Raw genomic sequence first — 18804 nt, 5'->3', positions numbered from 1 at the left:
ACGTGACGACCAGCCTGAACGTTCCGCCGATCGCTCCAGGGAAGCTGCCGCTCATCGGGCACGCCATGCCTCTCCTCAAGGACCGCCTGGCGTTCATCCAGCGCTTGCGCACCCACGGCCCCATCGTCCGCATCACCGTCGGCCCGAAGACGGTGACCGTGGTCAACTCAGCCGAGCTGATCCAGAAGATGCTGACCAGCCAGGCCGACGAATTCACCAAGGGGCTGCTCTTCGAAAAACTCAAACTCTTCGGCGAGGACGCCCTGCCCGTCGCGGAAGGCAAACCGCACCTGCGCCGGCGCCGCATGATGCAGCCCGCCTTCCACCGCAAACAGATCGCCGGCTACGTCAACACGATGCGGGACACCGTCGAGCCGTACATCACAGGCTGGCACGAGGGAACCCCACTCGACCTGAAGACCGAAATGCAGCTCATGACCCAGGGCGTCGTCATGTCGGCCCTGTTCTCCTCGACCCCCGAGCGGAAACCCGCCCTCACGATCCTCCACAGCGTCGACACCGTCTTCACCACCGCCCTCCAGCGTGCCCTGATGCCCATATCGGCCCTGGAACGGCTGCCCATCCGGCGCAACCGGAAGGCCCAGGCCGCCGGCAGCGCGCTACGCACCGCAGTCACTGACATCATCACGGAACACCGAGCGCGCCCCGGCGCGTACGACGACATCGTGTCACTGCTGCTGACCGCCCAGGACGACACCGGCGCGACACTGTCCGACGACGAGATCCTCTCGGAAGTCACCGGACTGCTCGCCGCAGGCTCCGAGACCACCGCGGTCGTTCTCGCCTGGCTGTTCCACGAACTGGGCCGCAACCCGGACCTGGAGCGCCAACTGCACGAGGAAGTCGACTCCGTGCTCGCCGAAGGCCCGCTGACCGCCGAGCGCATCCCCCGCCTGGCCTTCACCCGTAGACTCGTCAGCGAAACCCTGCGGCTGTACAGCCCCGCGTGGCTCGTGACCCGGCAGGCCATCTCGGCCGTGAAACTCGGCGAGTTCAGCCTGCCGGCCGGCTCAGATGTGATCTGGAGCGCCTACGCACTGCACCGGGACCCCGACCTCTACCCCGATCCGCTGCGCTTCGACCCCGACCGCTGGCTACCGGAGCGCCCCCAGCCACCCAAGGGCGCCTTCATCCCCTTCGGTTCCGGCAAACGCATGTGCATGGGAGACGCGTTCGCCTGGACCGAGGCGACCATCATCACCGCGCTGGTCGCGTCCCGCTGGCGGCTACGGCCGACACCCGGCACCGCCGTACGCCCGGTCGGAGCGATCACCACACACCCCTCGTCCCTCCACATGGTGCCCGAAGCCAGACAGCACGCCAACACGGGAAACGCCCGATGAACGACGCGAGCCGCACGAATACGCGTGCCCTGCCCATGCCCGACCTACGAGGCTCCTTCCCCGGACCCTTCCCGGCCAGCCCCCACGCCTCCGACATCGAGCAGCACGCCGTCCAGTGGCTTCACACGTTTCCGCTCATCAGCTCACCGCGCGCGCTGGGCGCTCTGTCCGACATCACAGCCCAGGGGATGGCCCGCACCTTCCCCACAGCCGACCAAAACGGCCTCTTCCTCTGCGCCGACCTGTTCCTGTGGCTCACCGCATTCGACGACGCCCACGGCGAGGCGGCCGGGGCCCGTGACCCCGCCCGTCTGGTCCGCCGGATCAGTGAGTGCGTCCACCTCCTCGCCGGCCACAACGACCCGCCGGGCGAATCAAGCGCCTTCGTCGCCGCGCTACGCGACCTCCTCGCCCGGTTCGGGGAACGGGCCACGCCCACGCAATACCTGCGGCTCACCGCACACCTGCGGGACAACCTCTTCGGCATCCTCTGGGAGGCACATCACCTCGACAGGCCCGAACACGTCACCATGCACGACTACCGCGCGATGCGTCCGCACACCGTCTTCGTACGAACCGTCATGGCAACCGCGGAAGTCACGCTGGGGTACGAACTGACCGATTCACAGAGGTCCTCGGCGGCGGTCCGCGAACTGGAGACGGCCGTCGCCGACCTCGCAGGTTGGATCAACGACCTCGCCTCGTACGCGAAGGAGACAGCCGACGACGGGCCGAGCCCTCTCAGCCTGCCCACACTGCTGATGCGTCAGCACAAGTGTGACCTCGAAGAAGCGTTCCGGCTGGCCTCCCACATGTGCGAGAAGCAGGCCACCGCGGCCCGCGCTCGAATCACCGAACTGGCCGCCAGTAAAGAGCGACCTCTCATTGTTCACGCGCGGGCCGTCGAGTCCGTCGCCTCCTCCTATGTCTGGCACATCGATCACTCCCGCTACCAGATCCCATAGCTCCTCTCGGACGGCTGGGCGGGTCGATTGAAGAGGTCGGCGTACCCGGTACGGCAAGTGGGCCGCCGCGCCGCTCGCATACGAGCGGCGACGCGACCGATCCGCATCACGCCGGGTCAGCGCACCCGGCCGCGCGGTTTCAGAGAGGTCGGCGGGAGTTCGGGGGCGGTCAGGCGGTTGCCCGCGTATCCGTGGACCTCGCCGAAGCGGGAGCCCTCCATCCAGGCCCGTCGGGCCTCCTCGATCTCCTCATGGGAACGGCCGATGAAGTTCCACCACATGACGATCTCCTCCTCGAAGGGCTCGCCGCCGAGGAGCATCAGACCGGCGTCGGACTCGGCGCGCAGGGGGAGTTCCGTGCGGCCGCAGCCGAGGTAGAGCATGGATCCGGGCAGTACGGGTACGCCGTCGATCTCGGCCTCGCCCGACATGGCCAGTACGGCGTATTCGAAGTCGGGGTCGAGCGGCAGCCGGGTCTCGGCGCCGTGGGCGAGGGACAGGTCGGCGCCTACGAGGGGGCTGTAGGTGGTGCCGGGCGAGACGGCGCCGTCGAGGGCACCGAGGATGACCGTGGCGATCAGGCCCGGGGCGGTGACGACGGGCAGGTCGGCGTGGTGCTGGAAGTGCGGGGTGACCTCGCGGTGGGCGTCCGGGAGCGCGACCCAGAGCTGGGCGCCGTGCAGGAAGCGGGCGTGTGAGCGCGGGCTCTCCTCGGAGTGGGAGATCGCCCGGCCGGAGGTCATCAGGCCCAGTTCACGCGGGCGTACGGTCTGGAGGCTGCCCAGGCTGTCGCGGTGCAGCACCTCGCCGTCGTGCAGCCAGCTGACGGTCTGGAGCCCCATGTGCGGATGGGGCGGGACCTGCATGCCGGGCTCGTCGGCGATGTCGTCCGGCCCATAGTGATCGACAAAAGCCCAGGCACCGACCATGCGGCGGCCCAGGTTGGGCAGCAGCCTGCGGACCTCCGTGGACTCCCCCAGCTGGACCCGGCGCGGGCTCAGCAACTCACGTACGGGTTCGGCGACGACAAAGCCGCGACCGCCGCAGACGTTGACGGATGCCTGACGATCAAGATTGCTCATGGCGGACAACCTATTCCCGTGGTGCCCGGTCGGGCAGTACCCACACGAAATCGATAGTGGAATGTTCAACCATCTTAGGGTGTTCACGGTGTACGAAGACAATGAAGGAGGGCACGTGGAGACCACGTACTACGAGTACGGAACGGCCGCCGAGCGCTGGGACCGCGCACAGCTGTTCTTCGACGCCAAGGAGTACGTCACGGCCGCCCGTATCCTCACCGGGCTGGTGGACGAGGTCCCGGAGCAGGTCGCCCCGCGGCTGCTGCTCGCCCGCGCCTACTACCACTCGGCGCGGCTGGCGAAGGCCGAGGCCGAGCTGCGCGCCGTCCTGGAGCGCGACCCGGTGGAGCACTACGCCCGGCTGATGCTGGGCCGCACGCTGGAGCGGCAGGGCCGGGCCGAGGAGGCCGCGCCGCAGCTGCGGATGGCCGCCGCGCTGAGCGGCGAGTTCACGCCGTAAGCCGTAGCGCGCTCGTACGGTGGCGCGCTCACGCGGTACGAGCCCGGCTCCGCCGTCCGGCGGAGCCGGGCTCAGCCCGTCCACGTCCAGTCGACGACCTCGGACAGGTCCGTGCCGTGCTCGCGGATCCAGGTGTGATGGCGGGCGCGTACGTCCGCCATCGTCTGGCGTACGGCGACCGCCCGTACCCCCAGCCCCGGCACCCGGTCGATCACGTCCATGACCAGCCGGTACCGGTCGAGGTCATTGCGGACGACCATGTCGAACGGGGTCGTGGTCGTCCCCTCCTCCCGGTAGCCGCGGACATGGAGGTTCACATGCCCCCGGCGGCGGTAGGCGAGCCGGTGGATCAGCCAGGGATAGCCGTGGTACGCGAAGATCACCGGTTTGTCGGTGGTGAACAGGGCGTCGTACTCGGAGTCCGTCATCCCGTGCGGGTGTTCGTCATGGGGCAGCAGCCGCGCCATATCGACGACATTGATCACGCGCACGACCAGCTCGGGCAGATACCGCCGCAGCAGGTCGGCGGCGGCCAGTGTCTCCAGCGTGGGCACGTCCCCGGCGCAGGCCAGGACGGCGTCCGGCTCCCGGTATCTGGTCTTCGAGGCGCTCTCCGTACCGGCCCACTGCCAGACCCCCGCGCCCCGGGCGCAGTGGGCGCGGGCCTCGTCGAGCGTGAGCCAGTCGAAGCCCGGCTGCTTGCCGGCGACGATCACATTGACGTAGTCGCGGCTGCGCAGCACATGGTCGGCCACGGAGAGCAGGGTGTTGGCGTCCGGCGGCAGATAGACGCGTACGACCTCGGGGCTCTTGTTCAGGATGTGGTCGACGAAGCCGGGGTCCTGGTGGGAGAAGCCGTTGTGGTCCTGGCGCCAGACATGTGACGTCAGCAGGTAGTTGAGGGAGGCGATGGGGCGGCGCCAGTCCAGCCGCCGCGAGGTCCTCAGCCACTTGATGTGCTGGTTGACCATGGAGTCGACGATATGGGCGAACGCCTCGTAGCTGGAGAAGAGACCGTGCCGACCGGTGAGGAGATAGCCCTCCAGCCATCCCTGGCACAGGTGCTCCGAGAGCACTTCCATCACCCGGCCGTCGGGCGCGAGATGCTCGTCCGTGTCGAGCGTCTCGGCCTGCCATGCCTTGCCCGTGGCCTCGTACAGCGCCTCCAGCCGGTTGGACGCGGTCTCGTCGGCGCCGAAGACCCGGAAGTCGCGCCGTCCCGAGGTGGCTTCCATGACGGATTCCAGCAACGAGCCGAGCACCCGGGTGGGTTCGTGCAGGATCGTGCCGGGCTTGTCCACCCGTACCGCGTGCCGCTCCAGCGGCGGGACCGGCAGATCCCGCAGCAGCAGACCGCCGTTGGCGTGCGGATTGGCGCCCAGCCTGCGCGCTCCCGCCGGTACGCAGTCGAGGACGGCGGGATCGGGCGTGCCCATCGCGTCGAACAGTTCCTCGGGACGGTAGGAGCGCAGCCACGCCTGGAGCATGCGCAGATGCTCGGGGTTGTCCCGTACGCCGCTCAGCGGCACCTGATGCGCGCGCCAGGTCCCCTCGACGGGCAGTCCGTCGACCTCGTGGGGACCGGTCCAGCCCTTGGGCGTACGCAGCACGATCATGGGCCAGTACGGCCGGTCGGTGGTCCGGCCCTCGCGGGCGTCCCGCTGGATCTGGGCGATACGGTCCAGGGCGCGGTCCATGGTCGCGGCCATGGCGCGGTGGACGGCCAGGGGCTCGTCGCCGGTGACATGGAGGGGCTCATGGCCGTAGCCGCGCAGCAGGGAGTCGAGTTCGCTCTCCGGCAGCCGGGCGAGCACGGTCGGGTTGGCGATCTTGTAGCCGTTGAGATGCAGGATCGGCAGGACCGCGCCGTCGTGCACCGGGTCGAGGAACTTGTTCGAGTGCCAGGACGCGGCAAGCGGCCCCGTCTCCGCCTCGCCGTCACCGATCACACAGGCGACCAGCAGCCCGGGGTTGTCCAGCGCGGCTCCGTAGGCGTGCGCGAGCGAGTAGCCGAGTTCGCCGCCCTCATGGATCGAGCCCGGTGTCTCGGGGGCGACATGGCTGGGGACCCCGCCGGGGAAGGAGAACTGCCGGAAGAGCCGCTCCATGCCCGCCCGGTCCCGGCCGACGTCCGGGTAGGTCTCCCCGTACGTGCCGTCCAGCCAGGAGTTGGCGAGTACGGCGGGTCCGCCGTGTCCCGGCCCCCAGACGCACAGCGCGTCGAGATCCCGGGCCTTGATCACGCGGTTGAGATGGGTGTGCACCAGGTTCAGTCCGGGTGAGGTCCCCCAGTGGCCGAGCAGGCGGGGTTTGATGTGTTCCGGCGCCAGCGGTTCCTGGAGCAGCGGGTTGGCCATCAGATAGATCTGGCCGACGGCGAGATAGTTGGCGGCGCGCCAGTGGGCGTCGAGGGCGGCGAGCTCTGTCTCGGTGAGCCCGGCCGACGCCCCCGCGGTGGTCGTGGTCGCCTTGCGCATACCCGTCTCCTCGTCTAGGTCCTGTCCGGTCGATCTTCGTGGATCAGCCCGCGGCGTCTGGTGCCGTGCATCGCAAGGCGGAGGATCGCCCTCGTACTGGACGTACTCGGGCGACTCCGACAACGCGGCGAGGTGCGGCCCGCCGCGGCAGCGGCTCATGTCACTGCGGCGTCGCGGGCCCGCGAAGATCGACCGGACAGGACCTAGGAGCCGTCGTCCGGTTCCGCGCCGTGCCACACCGTGGTGATGTTGCAGAACTCCCGGATGCCGTGCTCCGACAGCTCACGCCCGTACCCGGAGCGCTTCGCACCGCCGAAGGGGAGGGCGGGATGCGAGGCCGTCATCCCGTTGAAGAAGACGCCGCCCGCCTCCAGGTCCCGTACGAAGCGGCGCACGTCGCCCTCGTCGCGCGTCCAGACGTTGGAACTCAGCCCGAAGGGGCTGTCGTTGGCGACCGCCACCGCCTCGTCCAGGCCGGAGACCCGGTAGAGCGTGGCGACCGGACCGAATGTCTCCTCGCGGTGGATCCGCATGGCGGGGGTGATGCCGGCGAGCACGGTGGGCGCGTAGTACCAGCCCCGCTCGTGCTCCTTGGGGCGCTGTCCGCCGCACAGGGCGGTCGCGCCCCGGCTCAGCGCGTCGTCGACCAGCCGCTCCAGATCGGCGCGGCCTCGCTCGCTGGAGAGCGGCCCCACATCGGTGGACTCGTCCATCGGGTCGCCGACCGTCAGATCACGCATTCCGGCGGTGAACCGCTCGGCGAAGGCGTCGTAGACGTCCTCGTGCACGATGAAGCGTTTGGCGGCGATACAGGACTGGCCGTTGTTCTGCACGCGGGCCGTGACCGCCGTACGCGCCGCCCGTTCGATGTCCGCCGAGGGCATGACGACGTACGGATCGCTGCCGCCCAGCTCCAGAACGGTCTTCTTGACCTCGTCGGACGCGATCGCCGCGACCGACCGGCCGGCCGGTTCGCTGCCGGTGAGCGTCGCGGCGGCCACCCGGGGGTCGCGCAGGATGTTCTCGACGGCGCTGGAGCCCACCAGCAGCGTCTGGAAGCAGCCTGCCGGGAATCCGGCCCTGCCGAACAGGTCTTCCAGGTACAGGGCGGTCTGCGGGACGTTCGAGGCGTGCTTGAGCAGCCCCACATTGCCGGCCATCAGGGCGGGCGCGGCGAACCGTACGACCTGCCAGAGGGGGAAGTTCCACGGCATCACCGCGAGGACCACGCCCAGCGGCCGGTAGTGGACGCTCGCCCGGGACGCGCCCGTGTCCCGTACGTCGGCGTCCGAGGGGTGCTCGTCCGCGAGCAGTTCCTCGGCGCGCTCCGCGTACCAGCGCATCGCCTTCACGCACTTCAGCGCCTCCGCGCGGGCCGCCACGACCGGCTTGCCCATCTCGGTGGTCATGGTCCGGGCGATCTCCGGCGCGTCCTGTTCCAGCAGGTCGGCGGCGCGGTTCAGCAGCCGCGCGCGTTCGTCGAATCCGGTGAGCCGGTACTGCCGGAACGCCTGGGCGGCGGAAGCGATCCTGCTCTCGATCTCCTCGGCTCCCAGCGCGTCGAAGGTCTTGAGCGTCTCTCCGCTGGCGGGATTCACCGTCGCGATGGGCATGGGGCGATTCCTCCTCGATTCGCCTCGATTCGGCAGTCCGACCCTCCCGTGGTCCGCCCGGCCCCGCAACACGGGACGCGGGTCGTGGGCCCGGACCACGCGGGACGCGGGCCTGGTTCAGGGACGCCGCCGGCCCGGCGCGGCGGACCGGCGGGGGCGCGCCGGGGGCCCGTCCGGGGGCCTGTGCCGGTCGGCGCGGCGCCGCAGCCGTCGGCGCTCCTCCTCGTCCGTACCGCCCCAGACTCCGGAGGTACGGCCGGTGGCCAGCGCCCATTCGAGGCACTGGCTCTCCACCGGGCAGCCGTGGCACACCTTCTTGGCTCGCTCCGCCTGCTCGACGGCCGGTCCCGAGTCCCCCACGGGGAAGAACAGCTCCGGGTCGGAGCCGGTGCAGGCCGCGTGCCGCAGCCACTCCCAGGTGTCCTCGTCCTGGCCCGCTTCCACGTCCGGGCCGATGTTCAGTCGGGCTGTGGTCAGCCGCACAGTCATTCAGTCCTCTCCACGCACTACGTTCCACTCCTGATCGGCCGTCTCCTGTCGCTCATGGCCGGATCTGGCCCGGCGCTCGCGCGGGGTGACCCGCGCCGGGACGCAGGTACGTATCCGTCCTTCGCGCTCGGTCGGCCGGTGTATCGCGGCCGGTGCGGGCCGCGGTCCGGGATGGGGGTTCATACCGTCTTCCCTTTCTTCGCCGTGTGTCCGGAGTCTTCGCCTTGCGTGTCCGGTTCTTCCGTGTGTCTCCGCCGTGTGTTCCCGTGCTCCGTTCAGCGGAGGGTCTGTTCCACCAGCAGCCGGAGCCCCGCCGCGATCGAGTCCGCGTCGATGCCCGCCGCCCGGAGCTGCTCCGCCGGCGTCGCCGAGCCCGGCATGTTCCCCACCGCGAGCCGTACGAGCCGTTTCGGCGCGGGACGGCCGTCCGAGAACACCTCGGCCACCGCGTCCCCGATGCCGCCCTGCGGGTGGTGGTCCTCGACGGTGACCAGGCAGCCGGTCTCGTCGGCCGCGGCCTGGAGTGTCCGCTCGTCGACGGGCTTGACCGAGTACAGGTCGACGACCCGTACGGGGAAGCCCTCCCCGGCCAGCAGATCCGCCGCCTTGAGGCACTCATGGACCGTGACTCCGGCGCCGATCAGCGTCACGCGGTCCGCGTCCGAGCGGCGCAGCACCTTGCTGCCGCCGACGGGGAACCGCTCGTCGGGGCCGTAGACGACCGGGGTCGCGCCCCGGAGCGTACGCAGGTAGCAGACGCCGGGCAGTTCGTGCATCGCCGCCACGAGCCGCGCCGTCTGGTTGGCGTCGCAGGGGTGGAGCACCGTACTGCCGTGGATGGCGCGGAACATCGCCAGGTCTTCCAGACCCATCTGGGACGGGCCGTCCTGGCCGATCGAGACGCCCGCGTGCGAGCCCACGACATTGATCGACGCGCGGCTGACGGACGCCATCCGCAGGAAGTCGTGCGCGCGGGTCAGGAAGGCCGCGAAGGTCGACGCGTACGGGACATGGCCCAGCGCCTGCATACCGACGGCGGCGGCGATCATCTGCTGTTCGGCGATGTAGCACTCGAAGAACCGCTCGGGGTGCTCCTTGGCGAAGAACTCGGAGCGGGTGGAGTCGCTGACCTCGCCGTCCAGTACGACGACGTCCTCGCGGGCCGTGCCGAGGGCCGCGAGCGCCCTGCCGTAGGCGTCACGGGTGGCGACCGAGTCGCCGACGTCGTAGTGCGGCAGCGCGATGGTGCCGCGCCGTCCGGCGGTGCGGGGGTGGGTCTCGGGCTCGGCGGGCTTCGCCACCGACACCCGGATGGAGCGCCGGCCGCCCAGCTCCTCGATGGCGCTCTCCGCGTCGGGCAGCGGCTTGCCGTGCATGCCCTCGCGGTCCTCGACGGAGGCGACGCCACGGCCCTTCCGGGTGCCCGCGATGATCGCGGTCGGCTTGCGGAACGTCGACCGGGCCTCGTTGAAGGCGGCGTCGACGGCATCGAGGTCATGGCCGTCGATCTCGATCGTGTGCCAGTCGAAGGCACGCAGCCTGCGGCCGTACGCGTCCAGATCCCGCTGATGGCGGGTGGGTCCGCGCTGGCCGAGGCGGTTGACGTCGATGACGAGGGTCAGCGAGTCGAGATGCTGGTCCCCGGCGTGCTCGATCGCCTCCCATACGGAGCCCTCGGCCATCTCGCTGTCGCCGGACAACACCCAGACGTGGTACGGAGTGTGGCCGAGCCGCTGCCCGGCGAGCGCCATGCCGACGCCGACGGGCAGGCCCTGGCCCAGCGATCCGGTGGCGACATCGACCCAGGGCAGTCGCGGGGTCGGATGGCCTTCGAGCCGGCTGCCGAGGGTGCGATAGGTGAGGAACTCCTTCTCGTCCACCGCGCCGGCCGCCAGATACATCGAGTACAGCAGCGGCGAGGCATGGCCCTTGGAGAAGATCAGCCGGTCGTTGCCCGGATGGTCCGGCCGGTCGAAGTCGTAGTGCAGATGGTTGGCGAGCAGCGCCGCCATGAGGTCGGCGGCGGACATCGAGGAGGTGGGATGGCCGGATCCGGCCGCGTCGGCGACCCGTACCGAGTCCACCCTCAACTGCTGTCCCAGTTCGGTGAGTTGTTCGGTGTTCAGGTGGTGGGGCCGGCTCTTCGGGCGCTTGCTGTGCGGGGGTTGGCTGTTCGCGCGTCGGCTGTTCATGTCACTCCTTACGGGGTGCGCCGGGAACCCTCGCCAGTTCGGGCGAGGACGAATCGAGTGGCACCGTCCACGAGCGGACCAGTCCGAGCTGGACGGACTGCCGCGGCAGCACCGCGTCGAGCATCCAGTCGGCCGCGACCCGCACCCGGTTCCCCGGCATGGCCGCCAGGTGGTAGCCGCGTGTGACGGCCCCCGCGAGCGGTCCCGACAGCGGTACGCCGAGCGGGTTGGCCGCCGCCTTGACCCCGCCGAGGTCCACGACGAACCCCAAGTCGTTGTGTTTGTAGGTCTGCCGCTCCCCGTATCCGAGAGAGGCGGCCACATTGCGGCCCGCCACCTTGCCCTGTCTGCTCGCGTGCTGGGCCGTCATCGGGGTGAAGTGTCCCGGCCTGGTGAGATCCGGTACGGCCGCGGCGTCGCCGCAGGCGAACACGTCGGGGTGGCCGACCACATTGAGCTGCGGGTCGACCCGCAGCCGGCCGTGCTCGACGGGCAGTCCGAGATCGGTGACCAGCGGGTCGGGCCGTACGCCCACACACCAGACGAGGGTGTGGGTCTCGATGAACTCACCGTTGTCCAGCGTGATCCCGTGCGGTCGCGCCTCCTTGACGGAGGTGCCGGTACGGACGTCCACACCGCGTTCGCGCAGCACCCGCTGCGCGGTGTCCGACAGCCTGTGGTCCAGCTCCGGCAGGACGCGCGGGGCGATGTCGAGGAGCAGCCAGCGGGGTTTGTCCGTCCGGCGCCACGCGGGCTGTTTACGGACCAGCGCGTCGGTGAAGAGCTTGCCCTGGGCGGCCACTTCGGTGCCGGTGTAGCCGGCGCCGACCACGACGAAGGTGGCGCGTGCGGCGCCCTCCGCCCGGTCGCCGGTGACGGCGGCCAGTTCTATCTGGCGGGTGATGTGGTCACGCAGATAGAGCGCTTCCGGCAGGCCCCGGAAGCCGTGCGCGTACTCCGCCACTCCGGGGACCGGCAGCAGCTTGTTGACGCTGCCCACGGCGAGGACGAGCCGGTCGTACCGCAGCTCGCCCCGGTCGCCCTCCGGTCCGGTGTACCCGACACTGCGCGCCTCCAGGTCGACATGGTCGGCCTCGCCGAGCACGAGCCGCACCCGTGGCAGCGTGCCCGGGATGGAGACCGTCACCCGGCGCGGCTCCAGAATTCCGGCGGCCACCTGGGGCAGGAGCGGCAGGTAGAGGAAGTAGTCGGTGGGGTTCAGCAGCACGATCTCGGCCGCGCCCCTGACCCGGTGGGAGAGGGTACGGGCGGCCTGGTAGCCGGCGAACCCGGCTCCGACGATGACAATGCGTTCTCGGCTCACGTTCGACTCCGGAGGGTTACATTTCGGGTCCTACGGGTCGTTTGGTCACGTGCCCGACGACAGCGGTGACAAACACGGGGGATCGCGCGAAGGCTGCCCGCGCACCCTGTCGCAGGGGTGCTCACCTGCCGTTTGACACATCGGTGATTGGTGGGAAGGTGGACGGAGCGGATGAGCCGATCCCGGGCAGGACGTCGAGACGGAACTGCCCCGACCACTCGCGTGCTCCCGACGGCCTCACCGGCTGTGACGGCCGAGGTCGGGGCCGGTGCCGGAAGGCGGGCCAGAGCACGCCGGAAGGCAGGGAATGCGCCATGAAAGCTCTCGTGTACGACGGCACGCGCGACGTCAAGGTCAAGGATGTACCGGACGCCCGTATCGAGCGTCCCACCGATGTCCTCGTGAGGATCACGACCACCAATATCTGTGGTTCCGACCTTCATATGTACGAGGGCCGCACCGACATGGAGACGGGGCGCGTCCTCGGTCACGAGAACATGGGCGAGGTGATCGCCGTCGGGGACGGTATCGACCGGGTGCGTGTCGGGGACCTGGTCTGTCTCCCGTTCAACATCTCCTGCGGATTCTGCCGCAACTGCGAGGCGGGGAAGACGGCGTACTGTCTGACCACCAACCCGGACCCGCGGATGGCGGGGGCCGCCTACGGTTTCGCCGGCATGGGCCCGCACAACGGCGGCCAGGCCGAACTGCTGCGGGTGCCGTACGGCGACCACAACTGTCTGATCCTGCCGGAAGAGGCCCGGGAGAGGCAGAGCGACTACGTCATGCTCTCCGATGTCTTCCCCACCGGCTGGCACGCCACCGAACTCGCCGGTCTGCGGGCGGGCGAATCCATCGTGATCTACGGGGCAGGACCGGTGGGCCTGATGGCCGCGCTGTCGGCGAATCTGAAGGGCGCGGGGAAGGTCATGGTCGTCGACCGTCACCCGGACCGGCTGGCGCTGGCGGGACAGATCGGCGCCATCCCCATCGACGACTCCAAGGGCTCGGCGGTCGACCGGGTCAATGACCTCACCAACGGCGCGGGCGCCGACCGGGGCTGTGAGTGCGTGGGCTATCAGGCCCATGACGTCGAGGGCGTGGAACACCCCAACGCCACCCTCAACAACCTGGTGCACTCCGTCAGGTTCACCGGCGGCATCGGTGTGGTCGGTGTGTTCGTCCCGCAGGACCCGAACAGCCCCGACAGTCTCTACCAGGACGGCGAGGTCGCGTTCGACTACGGCCTGCACTGGTTCAAGGGCCAGACCATGGGCACGGGGCAGTGCAACGTCAAGGCGTACAACCGGCAGTTGTGCGGGCTCATCGAGCAGGGCAAGGCGCGTCCGTCCTGGATCGTGTCGCATGAACTGCCGCTTGCCGAGGCCCCTTCCGGGTACCGGCACTTCGACGCCCGCGACGACGGCTGGACCAAGGTCCTCCTCCACCCGGCGGCCTGAGGACGGCCGACGGCCGGGCGCACGGAGGCGAGGTGAGGGACGTGAGCGGCGACAACGGTGAGTCGATGGGCGACGAGGTCTACCAGCCCGACGGCGCCGAGATCGGCGAGGACGAGGGCATCCTCGATCCCGAGGACACCCTCATCGACCGCGGCTCGGACCCCTTCGACGAGGGCTGGTCGCCTCCCGAGCGTCCGCTCGGTGTCGAACACGTCGGTACGACGGCCGCCGAGCAGCGGGCGGGGGAAACACTCGACCAGCGGCTCGCGGAGGAGATCCCTGACCAGGCCGCCTTCGACGGCGACGGCATAGGGGACCTGCCGTACGGTGACGGCGAGCGGCTGGACGACGAGGTCGGCGACGGCCGCTCGGGCCGGCTGGTGGCTCCCGACGAGGGCGCTCACGAGGACGACGAGAAGGACATGATCGCCCGCGATGTCGGCGTCGACGGCGCGGCGGCTTCGGCGGAGGAGGCCGCGGTGCATCTCGTCGCCGAGCGGGACGAGTGGGAGTGAGCGGCGCCGGGACCCGCCTCTCCGGGTCGAGGCCCCGGAGAGGCCCTACCGGTTCTCGCGGTTCTCCAGGCGGAGCTGGACTTCCTCCTCCTGGTCGCCGGAGGCCGTACCGACCATACGGACGGTGAACGCGGAGGCGAGGCTCTTACGGAGACTGTCCACCGCCGTGTAGCCGCCCTGGAGGGTGGCCGCCACCGGCGCCCTCAGCCGGGCCGGGCGGGGCTCCGCGCGTACCTCGGACACATTGAACGTGGCGATCCACACGGTGGGGCGGCCCTCGACCACCTCCTGCGGGACGTCGTCCGCCGCGCGGTCGCAGGCGAAGGCCGTACGGAGCGCGCCGAACACCACGCGCGCGTCTTCCTTCTCGTCGCCAGTGAGAGCCACTACGACGTCCGCCGCGGGCTGGTCCGCACTGTTCACATGGATCCCTTCTCTCCGCGTCGCCGCTCCGAACCGGTCGTCTCCAGACTCGCCCCGGTAACCGGAGTGTGCGACTGGAAGCGGTCAACAGGGCGCACCCGACCGATCGGCCCCGTGGCCCGGCGGCGTCTCAGAGCGGCTTCGCGTCGGCGGCGCTCGCGGTACGGAGCCGTCCTCCCAGGGCCGCCGTCCGACGGCGCAGGCGCTGGAGAGGCGTGGGAGGCAGCTCGCGGGCCGCCCCACGGGCGTAGTGGCGCTCGACGTAGAACTGGCCCACGGACAGGACGGTCGTGACGACGATGTACCAGATGGTCGCCACCATCAGCAGCGGGACGATCTGGTACGTACGGTTGTAGATCAGCTGCACCGAGAAGAGCAGGTCCTGCACGGCCAGGACACTGACGATGCTGGTCCCCTTGAGCGTGCCGATGAGCATATTGCCCGCCGTGGGGACGATGGAGCGCATCGCCTGCGGCACGACGACACGGCGCAGCACCCGCCAGCGGCTCAGACCGAGCGCCGCGGCCGCCTCCGTCTGACCGGCGTCGACGGAGAGGATGCCGCCGCGCACCACCTCCGCCGCGTAGGCCGCCTCGTGCAGGGTGAGGCCGATCAGCGCCGTGAGACCGGCGCCGAAGAGGTTCACGGTCTTGAAGGTGAGGAATTCCGGGCCGAAGGGGATCCCGATCCCCAGGGTCGGATAGAGCGCGCCGATATTGAACCAGAACAGCAGCTGCACCAGCAGCGGGGTCGAACGGAAGATCCATACGTACCCCCAACTGATGGTGCGCAGCACGGGGTTGGCGGAGAGTCGCATGACGGCGAAGACCGTACCGATGAGAAAGCCCAGCACCATCACGGCGGCGGTCAGCCAGAGGGTGAGCAGCAGGCCGTCCAGTACGGCGGGGGTGGTGAAGTACCGGCTCACCACACTCCACTGGAATCTCTCGTTGCGGACGACCGAATTGACGATCATCGCGAGGCCGAGCAGCGCCACCCCGGCCGACAGCCACCGGCCGGGGTGGCGGCGGGGGACGATACGGGTGATCTCGTCGGGTCCCGGCGGAGCGAACGGGGAGGCACCCGAAGTCCCCGGCGGGGCGGCGCCGGTGTCATCCACGGGGGCAGCGGGGTGTGTCTGCCGGGAGGCCGCGGCGGCGGCGCGCGGTCCATCGAGCGAGGGCGATAGGGACATGAGGGGGCTCCGGCGGGAGAGACGGTCGGCGGCGTGGACCGGGCAGCAGCTGTCATCACGCGTACCGCGTCCCTCAACACGGCCGGTGCGGTCCGGCGTTCACACACGAGCCGGAGCCGCACACCCCTCGATCGTACGGGCGCACTCCGGACGACTGTCAAGGCCGCCCGACCGCGCTCGCTGCCCACAGAGCGAGAGCCTGTTGACTTCACTGAACGTCCCGTGCTCAATTGGCTCTATGCAGAAGCAGCTGCCGTTGGTCATCCGCGGCCACATAGACTTCGGTCGTGTGTGGTCCGCCTCTTGTTGCGCCTGACCCGGCAGCGGGCCGCCTGACCGGCCCCTCCCTCCCTCGGTGATCCCGTCCCTTCGGTGACCCCGTCGCGGGCCGAGTTCCTTTATTCCACCGGGCGTTCGCTGCCGCCTTCTCCCTGAAGCGCCACTTCTCCCTCCCGTCATCACGCCCTCGCCCCATCCCGCCCGGCCGCCCCGGTACCGCCGGTGGTCCCCCGTGTCCGCCATGTCCACGGGCCGCCCGGGTCTTCCTCGGCATGCCTTCCCGCCGACGCACACCCATCTCCCCCGTACGAAAGGTCCGTCATGCCTGTGGAGTTCCTCGGCATAGCCGCCACCCACAACGGGTCGGAAACAAGTCCTCGCTCCGGCGCGGCATTTGACAAGGAATACACACTCAAGCTGGCCCGCGCCCATGAGGATCACGGCTGGGACCGGGTGCTGTTCGCGTACGGTTCCGGCTCGCCCGACCCCGCTCCGGCCGCCGCGTACATCGCCTCCCGGCTGGACAGGCTCCAGATCCTGCTCGCGCACCGGCCGAATGTCTCGTATCCCACCTTCGCCGCCAAGACGTTCGCCACGCTCGACCGGATCAGCGACGGCCGGCTGACGGTGCACTTCATCACCGGTGGCAGCGATCACGAGCAGCGGCGCGAGGGGGACACACTCACCAAGGACGAGCGCTACTCCCGCACCCGTGAGTACATCGACATCGTCAAGCGGATCTGGACCTCGCACGAGCCCTTCGACCACGAGGGCGAGCACTACCGATTCCACGACTTCGTCAGCGATGTGTTCCCCGTCCAGCAGCCCAAGCCCGATGTCTCGTTCGGCGGCTCCTCGGCCGCCGCGTACGCGGCCGGTGGCGCCGAGGCGGACATCTACGCGCTCTGGGGCGAGCCGCTGGAGAAGACCGCCGAGCAGATCGAGGCGGTGAAGGCCGCCGCGCGTGCGGCGGGCCGTACGACCCCGCCCCGTATCCAGGTGGCCTTCCGGCCGATCATCGCGCCTACGGAAGAGCTCGCCTGGGAGAAGGCGCACCGGACCGTGGACGCGATCAAGGCCCGCAAGGAGAAGGGCGAGCCGGCCGTGGTGCGCCATCACCGGCGGGGCGATCCGGAGAACACCGGCTCGCAGCGGCTGATCTCGATCGCACAATCCGGTGAGCGCTACGACCGGGCGCTGTGGACCCCGACCGCCGCGGCCACCGGAGGCGCGGGCAACTCCAACGCCCTGGTCGGTACGCCGGAGACGGTCGCGCAGGCACTGCTCGACTACTACGACCTCGGGGTCGACATCATCTCCGCACGCGGCTACGACCTGCTCGGCGACGCCATCGACTTCGGCCGGCATGTCATCCCGCTGGTCCGCGAAGAGGTCGCCAAGCGCGACGCGGAGGGCGCGGCCCGTGGCCCGGGGACCCTGGTCGAGGCCGTCTGATGACCTCCGTCGCCGAACCCGGTGGTCTGACCTGGCTGTCGACCTCCGTCTCCGATCCACGGGTACTGCCGATGCTGCGCGAGCTGGGGCATGAGTACTCCACCCGCTACGGCAAGGACGCGCACGGCGAGCTGGCCCGCTACCCCGCCGAGGAGTTCGACCCGCCGCACGGTGTCCTGCTGCTGTTGCTGGAGCACGGCGAGCCGATCTCCGGCGGGGCGTTCCGCCGGTACGACGCCGGCACGGCCGAGCTGAAGCGGATCTGGACCCACTCCGCGCACCGGCGGCGCGGGCTGGCGAAGCGGGTCGTCGCGGAGCTGGAGCGGATCGCCGCCGTACGGGGCTACCGCCGCGTCTACCTCACCACCGGGCCGCGTCAGCCGGAGGCCAGGGGGCTGTATCTGACGGCCGGTTACACACCGCTCTTCGACACCGGGGCGGATCCGGAGTCCATCGGCCCGCTCCCCTTCGAGAAGCACCTCACCGGCCGTCCCGCCGGCTCCCTGGATTCCCCCGAAAGAGAGGTGTGACCCCGTGCGCATCCTGATCCCGGGCCGTGCGCGGCCCGTGCGTCACCGGGTGGCCGCCGCGCTGCTGGCCACCCTGCTGCTGCCGGTGCTCACGGGCTGCGGAACGGACGCGGCCTCCGGGCAGGAGGCGGCCGGCGCCGCCTCACCCGCGCCGTCCGACGATGTCACCGCCTCGCTCAAGAAGAACGCGTCGCTGGCGGCCCTGCTCCCCGAGGCCGTCAGGAAGCGGGGGACCGTACGGATCGCCTCCTCCGTGGGAGCGCCGCCGAGCGCCTACTACCCCGACGCGTCGACCAGCCGCCCCGCCGGACAGGACATCGACCTCGCCGACGCGGTCGGCAAGGTCCTGGGGGTGGAGCTGCGCCGCGAGGAGGCGAGTTTCGAAGCGATCCTGCCGGCGCTCGGCAGTGGCAAGTACGACGTCGGCACCGGCAACTTCGGAGTCACCGACGTACGCCGGAAGACGATCGATTTCGTCACCTACATCAATGACGGTCAGGGATTCGCCGTCCGCGCGGACGACAAGAGCCTCGGCAAGGTGACCCGGCTCGACCAGCTGTGCGGCAAGACCGTAGGAGTGGGGGCGGGCACCACCTTCGAGGCCACCCTCAACTCCCGGAAGGGTGTCTGCGCCGACGCGGGCAAGAAGCCGTACAAGGTCAGTGTGTACTCGGAGAACGGCGCGCTGCTCACCAGCCTCCAGCAGAGCCGGGTCGATGTGGTCATGTCGACGATCAACGGCCTGCGCTACCAGGCGGCCCAGCCGGCGGCCGGGGTCAGGTTCCTCGGCGAGTTCCACCGGCTCGATGTCGGCTTCGCCTTCGCGAAGGGCTCCCCGCTGCTCAGGGCGTTCCAGGGAGCCGTCAACCAGCTGATCGACGACGGCACCTACCGCCGGATCCTCGACAAATGGGGAACGGGTGACTCCGCCATCGAGGAGTCCCGGATCAGTCCGCCCGAGAAGAAGTAGCCGGCAGGAGC

At 70.0% G+C, this 18804-nt stretch carries 16 protein-coding genes; 8 read left to right on the top strand and 8 right to left on the bottom strand.

The window, feature by feature from the left end:
* Positions 1 to 2: 2 nt before the first annotated feature.
* Together IF11_RS0100955 and IF11_RS0100950 are read left to right on the top strand one after the other, a co-directional pair.
* Positions 3 to 1364 carry a cytochrome P450 gene (locus IF11_RS0100955; RefSeq protein WP_051745261.1) on the top strand — a complete coding sequence of 454 codons (1362 nt, stop codon included), beginning with the start codon at positions 3 to 5 and terminating at the stop codon, positions 1362 to 1364.
* Positions 1361 to 2329 carry a terpene synthase family protein gene (locus IF11_RS0100950; RefSeq protein ID WP_030349414.1) on the top strand — a complete coding sequence of 323 codons (969 nt, stop codon included), beginning with the start codon at positions 1361 to 1363 and terminating at the stop codon, positions 2327 to 2329. Before IF11_RS0100955 ends, IF11_RS0100950 begins: the two co-directional genes overlap by 4 nt.
* Before the next feature lie 116 nt (positions 2330 to 2445).
* Here IF11_RS0100950 and IF11_RS0100945 read toward each other — a convergent pair whose 3' ends face one another.
* Positions 2446 to 3411: a pirin family protein gene (locus tag IF11_RS0100945; RefSeq protein WP_030349413.1), complete on the bottom strand. Its 966-nt coding sequence runs from the start codon at positions 3409 to 3411 to the stop codon at positions 2446 to 2448.
* Positions 3412 to 3526: 115 nt separating this feature from the next.
* Here IF11_RS0100945 and IF11_RS0100940 point away from each other — a divergent pair, with 115 nt between their 5' ends.
* On the top strand, positions 3527 to 3871 hold the full coding sequence (locus IF11_RS0100940; protein ID WP_030349412.1) for a tetratricopeptide repeat protein: 345 nt from the start codon (positions 3527 to 3529) through the stop codon (positions 3869 to 3871).
* 71 nt (positions 3872 to 3942) lie between these two features.
* On the opposite strand, the gene IF11_RS0100935 is transcribed toward IF11_RS0100940, so the two are convergent.
* From IF11_RS0100935 to IF11_RS0100915, 5 genes are all read right to left on the bottom strand, one after another.
* Positions 3943 to 6348 (bottom strand): phosphoketolase family protein, encoded by a 2406-nt coding sequence (locus IF11_RS0100935; RefSeq protein WP_030349411.1) that lies wholly within the window; start codon positions 6346 to 6348, stop codon positions 3943 to 3945.
* A gap of 203 nt (positions 6349 to 6551) precedes the next feature.
* Positions 6552 to 7961: an NADP-dependent succinic semialdehyde dehydrogenase gene (locus IF11_RS0100930; protein ID WP_030349410.1), complete on the bottom strand. Its 1410-nt coding sequence runs from the start codon at positions 7959 to 7961 to the stop codon at positions 6552 to 6554.
* A 117-nt stretch (positions 7962 to 8078) separates the two neighbouring features.
* Positions 8079 to 8405, bottom strand: a complete 327-nt coding sequence (locus IF11_RS38160) for a WhiB family transcriptional regulator (RefSeq protein WP_425315181.1) — start codon at positions 8403 to 8405, stop codon at positions 8079 to 8081.
* A gap of 320 nt (positions 8406 to 8725) precedes the next feature.
* Positions 8726 to 10576, bottom strand: a complete 1851-nt coding sequence (locus IF11_RS0100920; protein ID WP_030349408.1) for a transketolase — start codon at positions 10574 to 10576, stop codon at positions 8726 to 8728.
* Positions 10577 to 10643: 67 nt separating this feature from the next.
* Positions 10644 to 11966 carry an NAD(P)/FAD-dependent oxidoreductase gene (locus IF11_RS0100915; protein ID WP_030349407.1) on the bottom strand — a complete coding sequence of 441 codons (1323 nt, stop codon included), beginning with the start codon at positions 11964 to 11966 and terminating at the stop codon, positions 10644 to 10646.
* A 314-nt stretch (positions 11967 to 12280) separates the two neighbouring features.
* On the opposite strand from IF11_RS0100915, the gene IF11_RS0100910 reads away from it, so the two are divergent.
* Positions 12281 to 13426 (top strand): glutathione-independent formaldehyde dehydrogenase, encoded by a 1146-nt coding sequence (locus IF11_RS0100910; RefSeq protein ID WP_030349406.1) that lies wholly within the window; start codon positions 12281 to 12283, stop codon positions 13424 to 13426.
* 65 nt (positions 13427 to 13491) lie between these two features.
* On the top strand, positions 13492 to 13941 hold the full coding sequence (locus IF11_RS0100905; protein WP_030349405.1) for a DUF5709 domain-containing protein: 450 nt from the start codon (positions 13492 to 13494) through the stop codon (positions 13939 to 13941).
* Positions 13942 to 13986: 45 nt separating this feature from the next.
* On the opposite strand, the gene IF11_RS0100900 is transcribed toward IF11_RS0100905, so the two are convergent.
* Together IF11_RS0100900 and IF11_RS0100895 are read right to left on the bottom strand one after the other, a co-directional pair.
* Positions 13987 to 14364, bottom strand: coding sequence for a hypothetical protein (locus tag IF11_RS0100900; RefSeq protein WP_030349404.1), 378 nt, complete (start codon positions 14362 to 14364; stop codon positions 13987 to 13989).
* A gap of 130 nt (positions 14365 to 14494) precedes the next feature.
* Positions 14495 to 15559 carry an amino acid ABC transporter permease gene (locus tag IF11_RS0100895; protein ID WP_051745259.1) on the bottom strand — a complete coding sequence of 355 codons (1065 nt, stop codon included), beginning with the start codon at positions 15557 to 15559 and terminating at the stop codon, positions 14495 to 14497.
* A 600-nt stretch (positions 15560 to 16159) separates the two neighbouring features.
* Between IF11_RS0100895 and IF11_RS0100890 the strand changes: the two genes are divergently transcribed.
* Genes IF11_RS0100890 through IF11_RS0100880 form a run of 3 tightly spaced genes read left to right on the top strand, consistent with a single transcriptional unit; the run spans position 16160 to position 18793 of the window.
* Entirely contained in the window at positions 16160 to 17293 is a 1134-nt protein-coding gene (locus IF11_RS0100890) for an LLM class flavin-dependent oxidoreductase (RefSeq protein ID WP_030349402.1), read from the top strand.
* A complete protein-coding gene (locus tag IF11_RS0100885; protein WP_030349401.1) occupies positions 17293 to 17823 on the top strand; it encodes a GNAT family N-acetyltransferase in 531 nt (176 codons plus the stop codon). Before IF11_RS0100890 ends, IF11_RS0100885 begins: the two co-directional genes overlap by 1 nt.
* Before the next feature lie 4 nt (positions 17824 to 17827).
* Complete coding sequence (locus IF11_RS0100880; protein ID WP_420894592.1) at positions 17828 to 18793, top strand: ABC transporter substrate-binding protein; 966 nt, start codon at positions 17828 to 17830, stop codon at positions 18791 to 18793.
* The last annotated feature ends 11 nt before the right edge of the window (positions 18794 to 18804 follow it).

This window comes from Streptomyces scopuliridis RB72, assembly GCF_000718095.1.
GTDB lineage: Bacteria > Actinomycetota > Actinomycetes > Streptomycetales > Streptomycetaceae > Streptomyces > Streptomyces scopuliridis.
Note: the sequence above shows the minus strand (reverse complement) of the source record. Positions and strands in the feature narration are given on the sequence as shown.

What these genes read in the sequence shown, in the direction of transcription:
- IF11_RS0100950 (WP_030349414.1), top strand. Translation starts at nt 1,361, where the DNA reads ATGAACGACGCGAGCCGCACGAATACGCGTGCCCTGCCCATGCCCGAC.
- IF11_RS0100945 (WP_030349413.1), bottom strand. Translation starts at nt 3,411, where the DNA reads ATGAGCAATCTTGATCGTCAGGCATCCGTCAACGTCTGCGGCGGTCGC.
- IF11_RS0100935 (WP_030349411.1), bottom strand. Translation starts at nt 6,348, where the DNA reads ATGCGCAAGGCGACCACGACCACCGCGGGGGCGTCGGCCGGGCTCACC.
- IF11_RS0100930 (WP_030349410.1), bottom strand. Translation starts at nt 7,961, where the DNA reads ATGCCCATCGCGACGGTGAATCCCGCCAGCGGAGAGACGCTCAAGACC.
- IF11_RS0100910 (WP_030349406.1), top strand. Translation starts at nt 12,281, where the DNA reads ATGAAAGCTCTCGTGTACGACGGCACGCGCGACGTCAAGGTCAAGGAT.
- IF11_RS0100905 (WP_030349405.1), top strand. Translation starts at nt 13,492, where the DNA reads ATGGGCGACGAGGTCTACCAGCCCGACGGCGCCGAGATCGGCGAGGAC.
- IF11_RS0100895 (WP_051745259.1), bottom strand. Translation starts at nt 15,559, where the DNA reads ATGTCCCTATCGCCCTCGCTCGATGGACCGCGCGCCGCCGCCGCGGCC.
- IF11_RS0100890 (WP_030349402.1), top strand. Translation starts at nt 16,160, where the DNA reads ATGCCTGTGGAGTTCCTCGGCATAGCCGCCACCCACAACGGGTCGGAA.
- IF11_RS0100885 (WP_030349401.1), top strand. Translation starts at nt 17,293, where the DNA reads ATGACCTCCGTCGCCGAACCCGGTGGTCTGACCTGGCTGTCGACCTCC.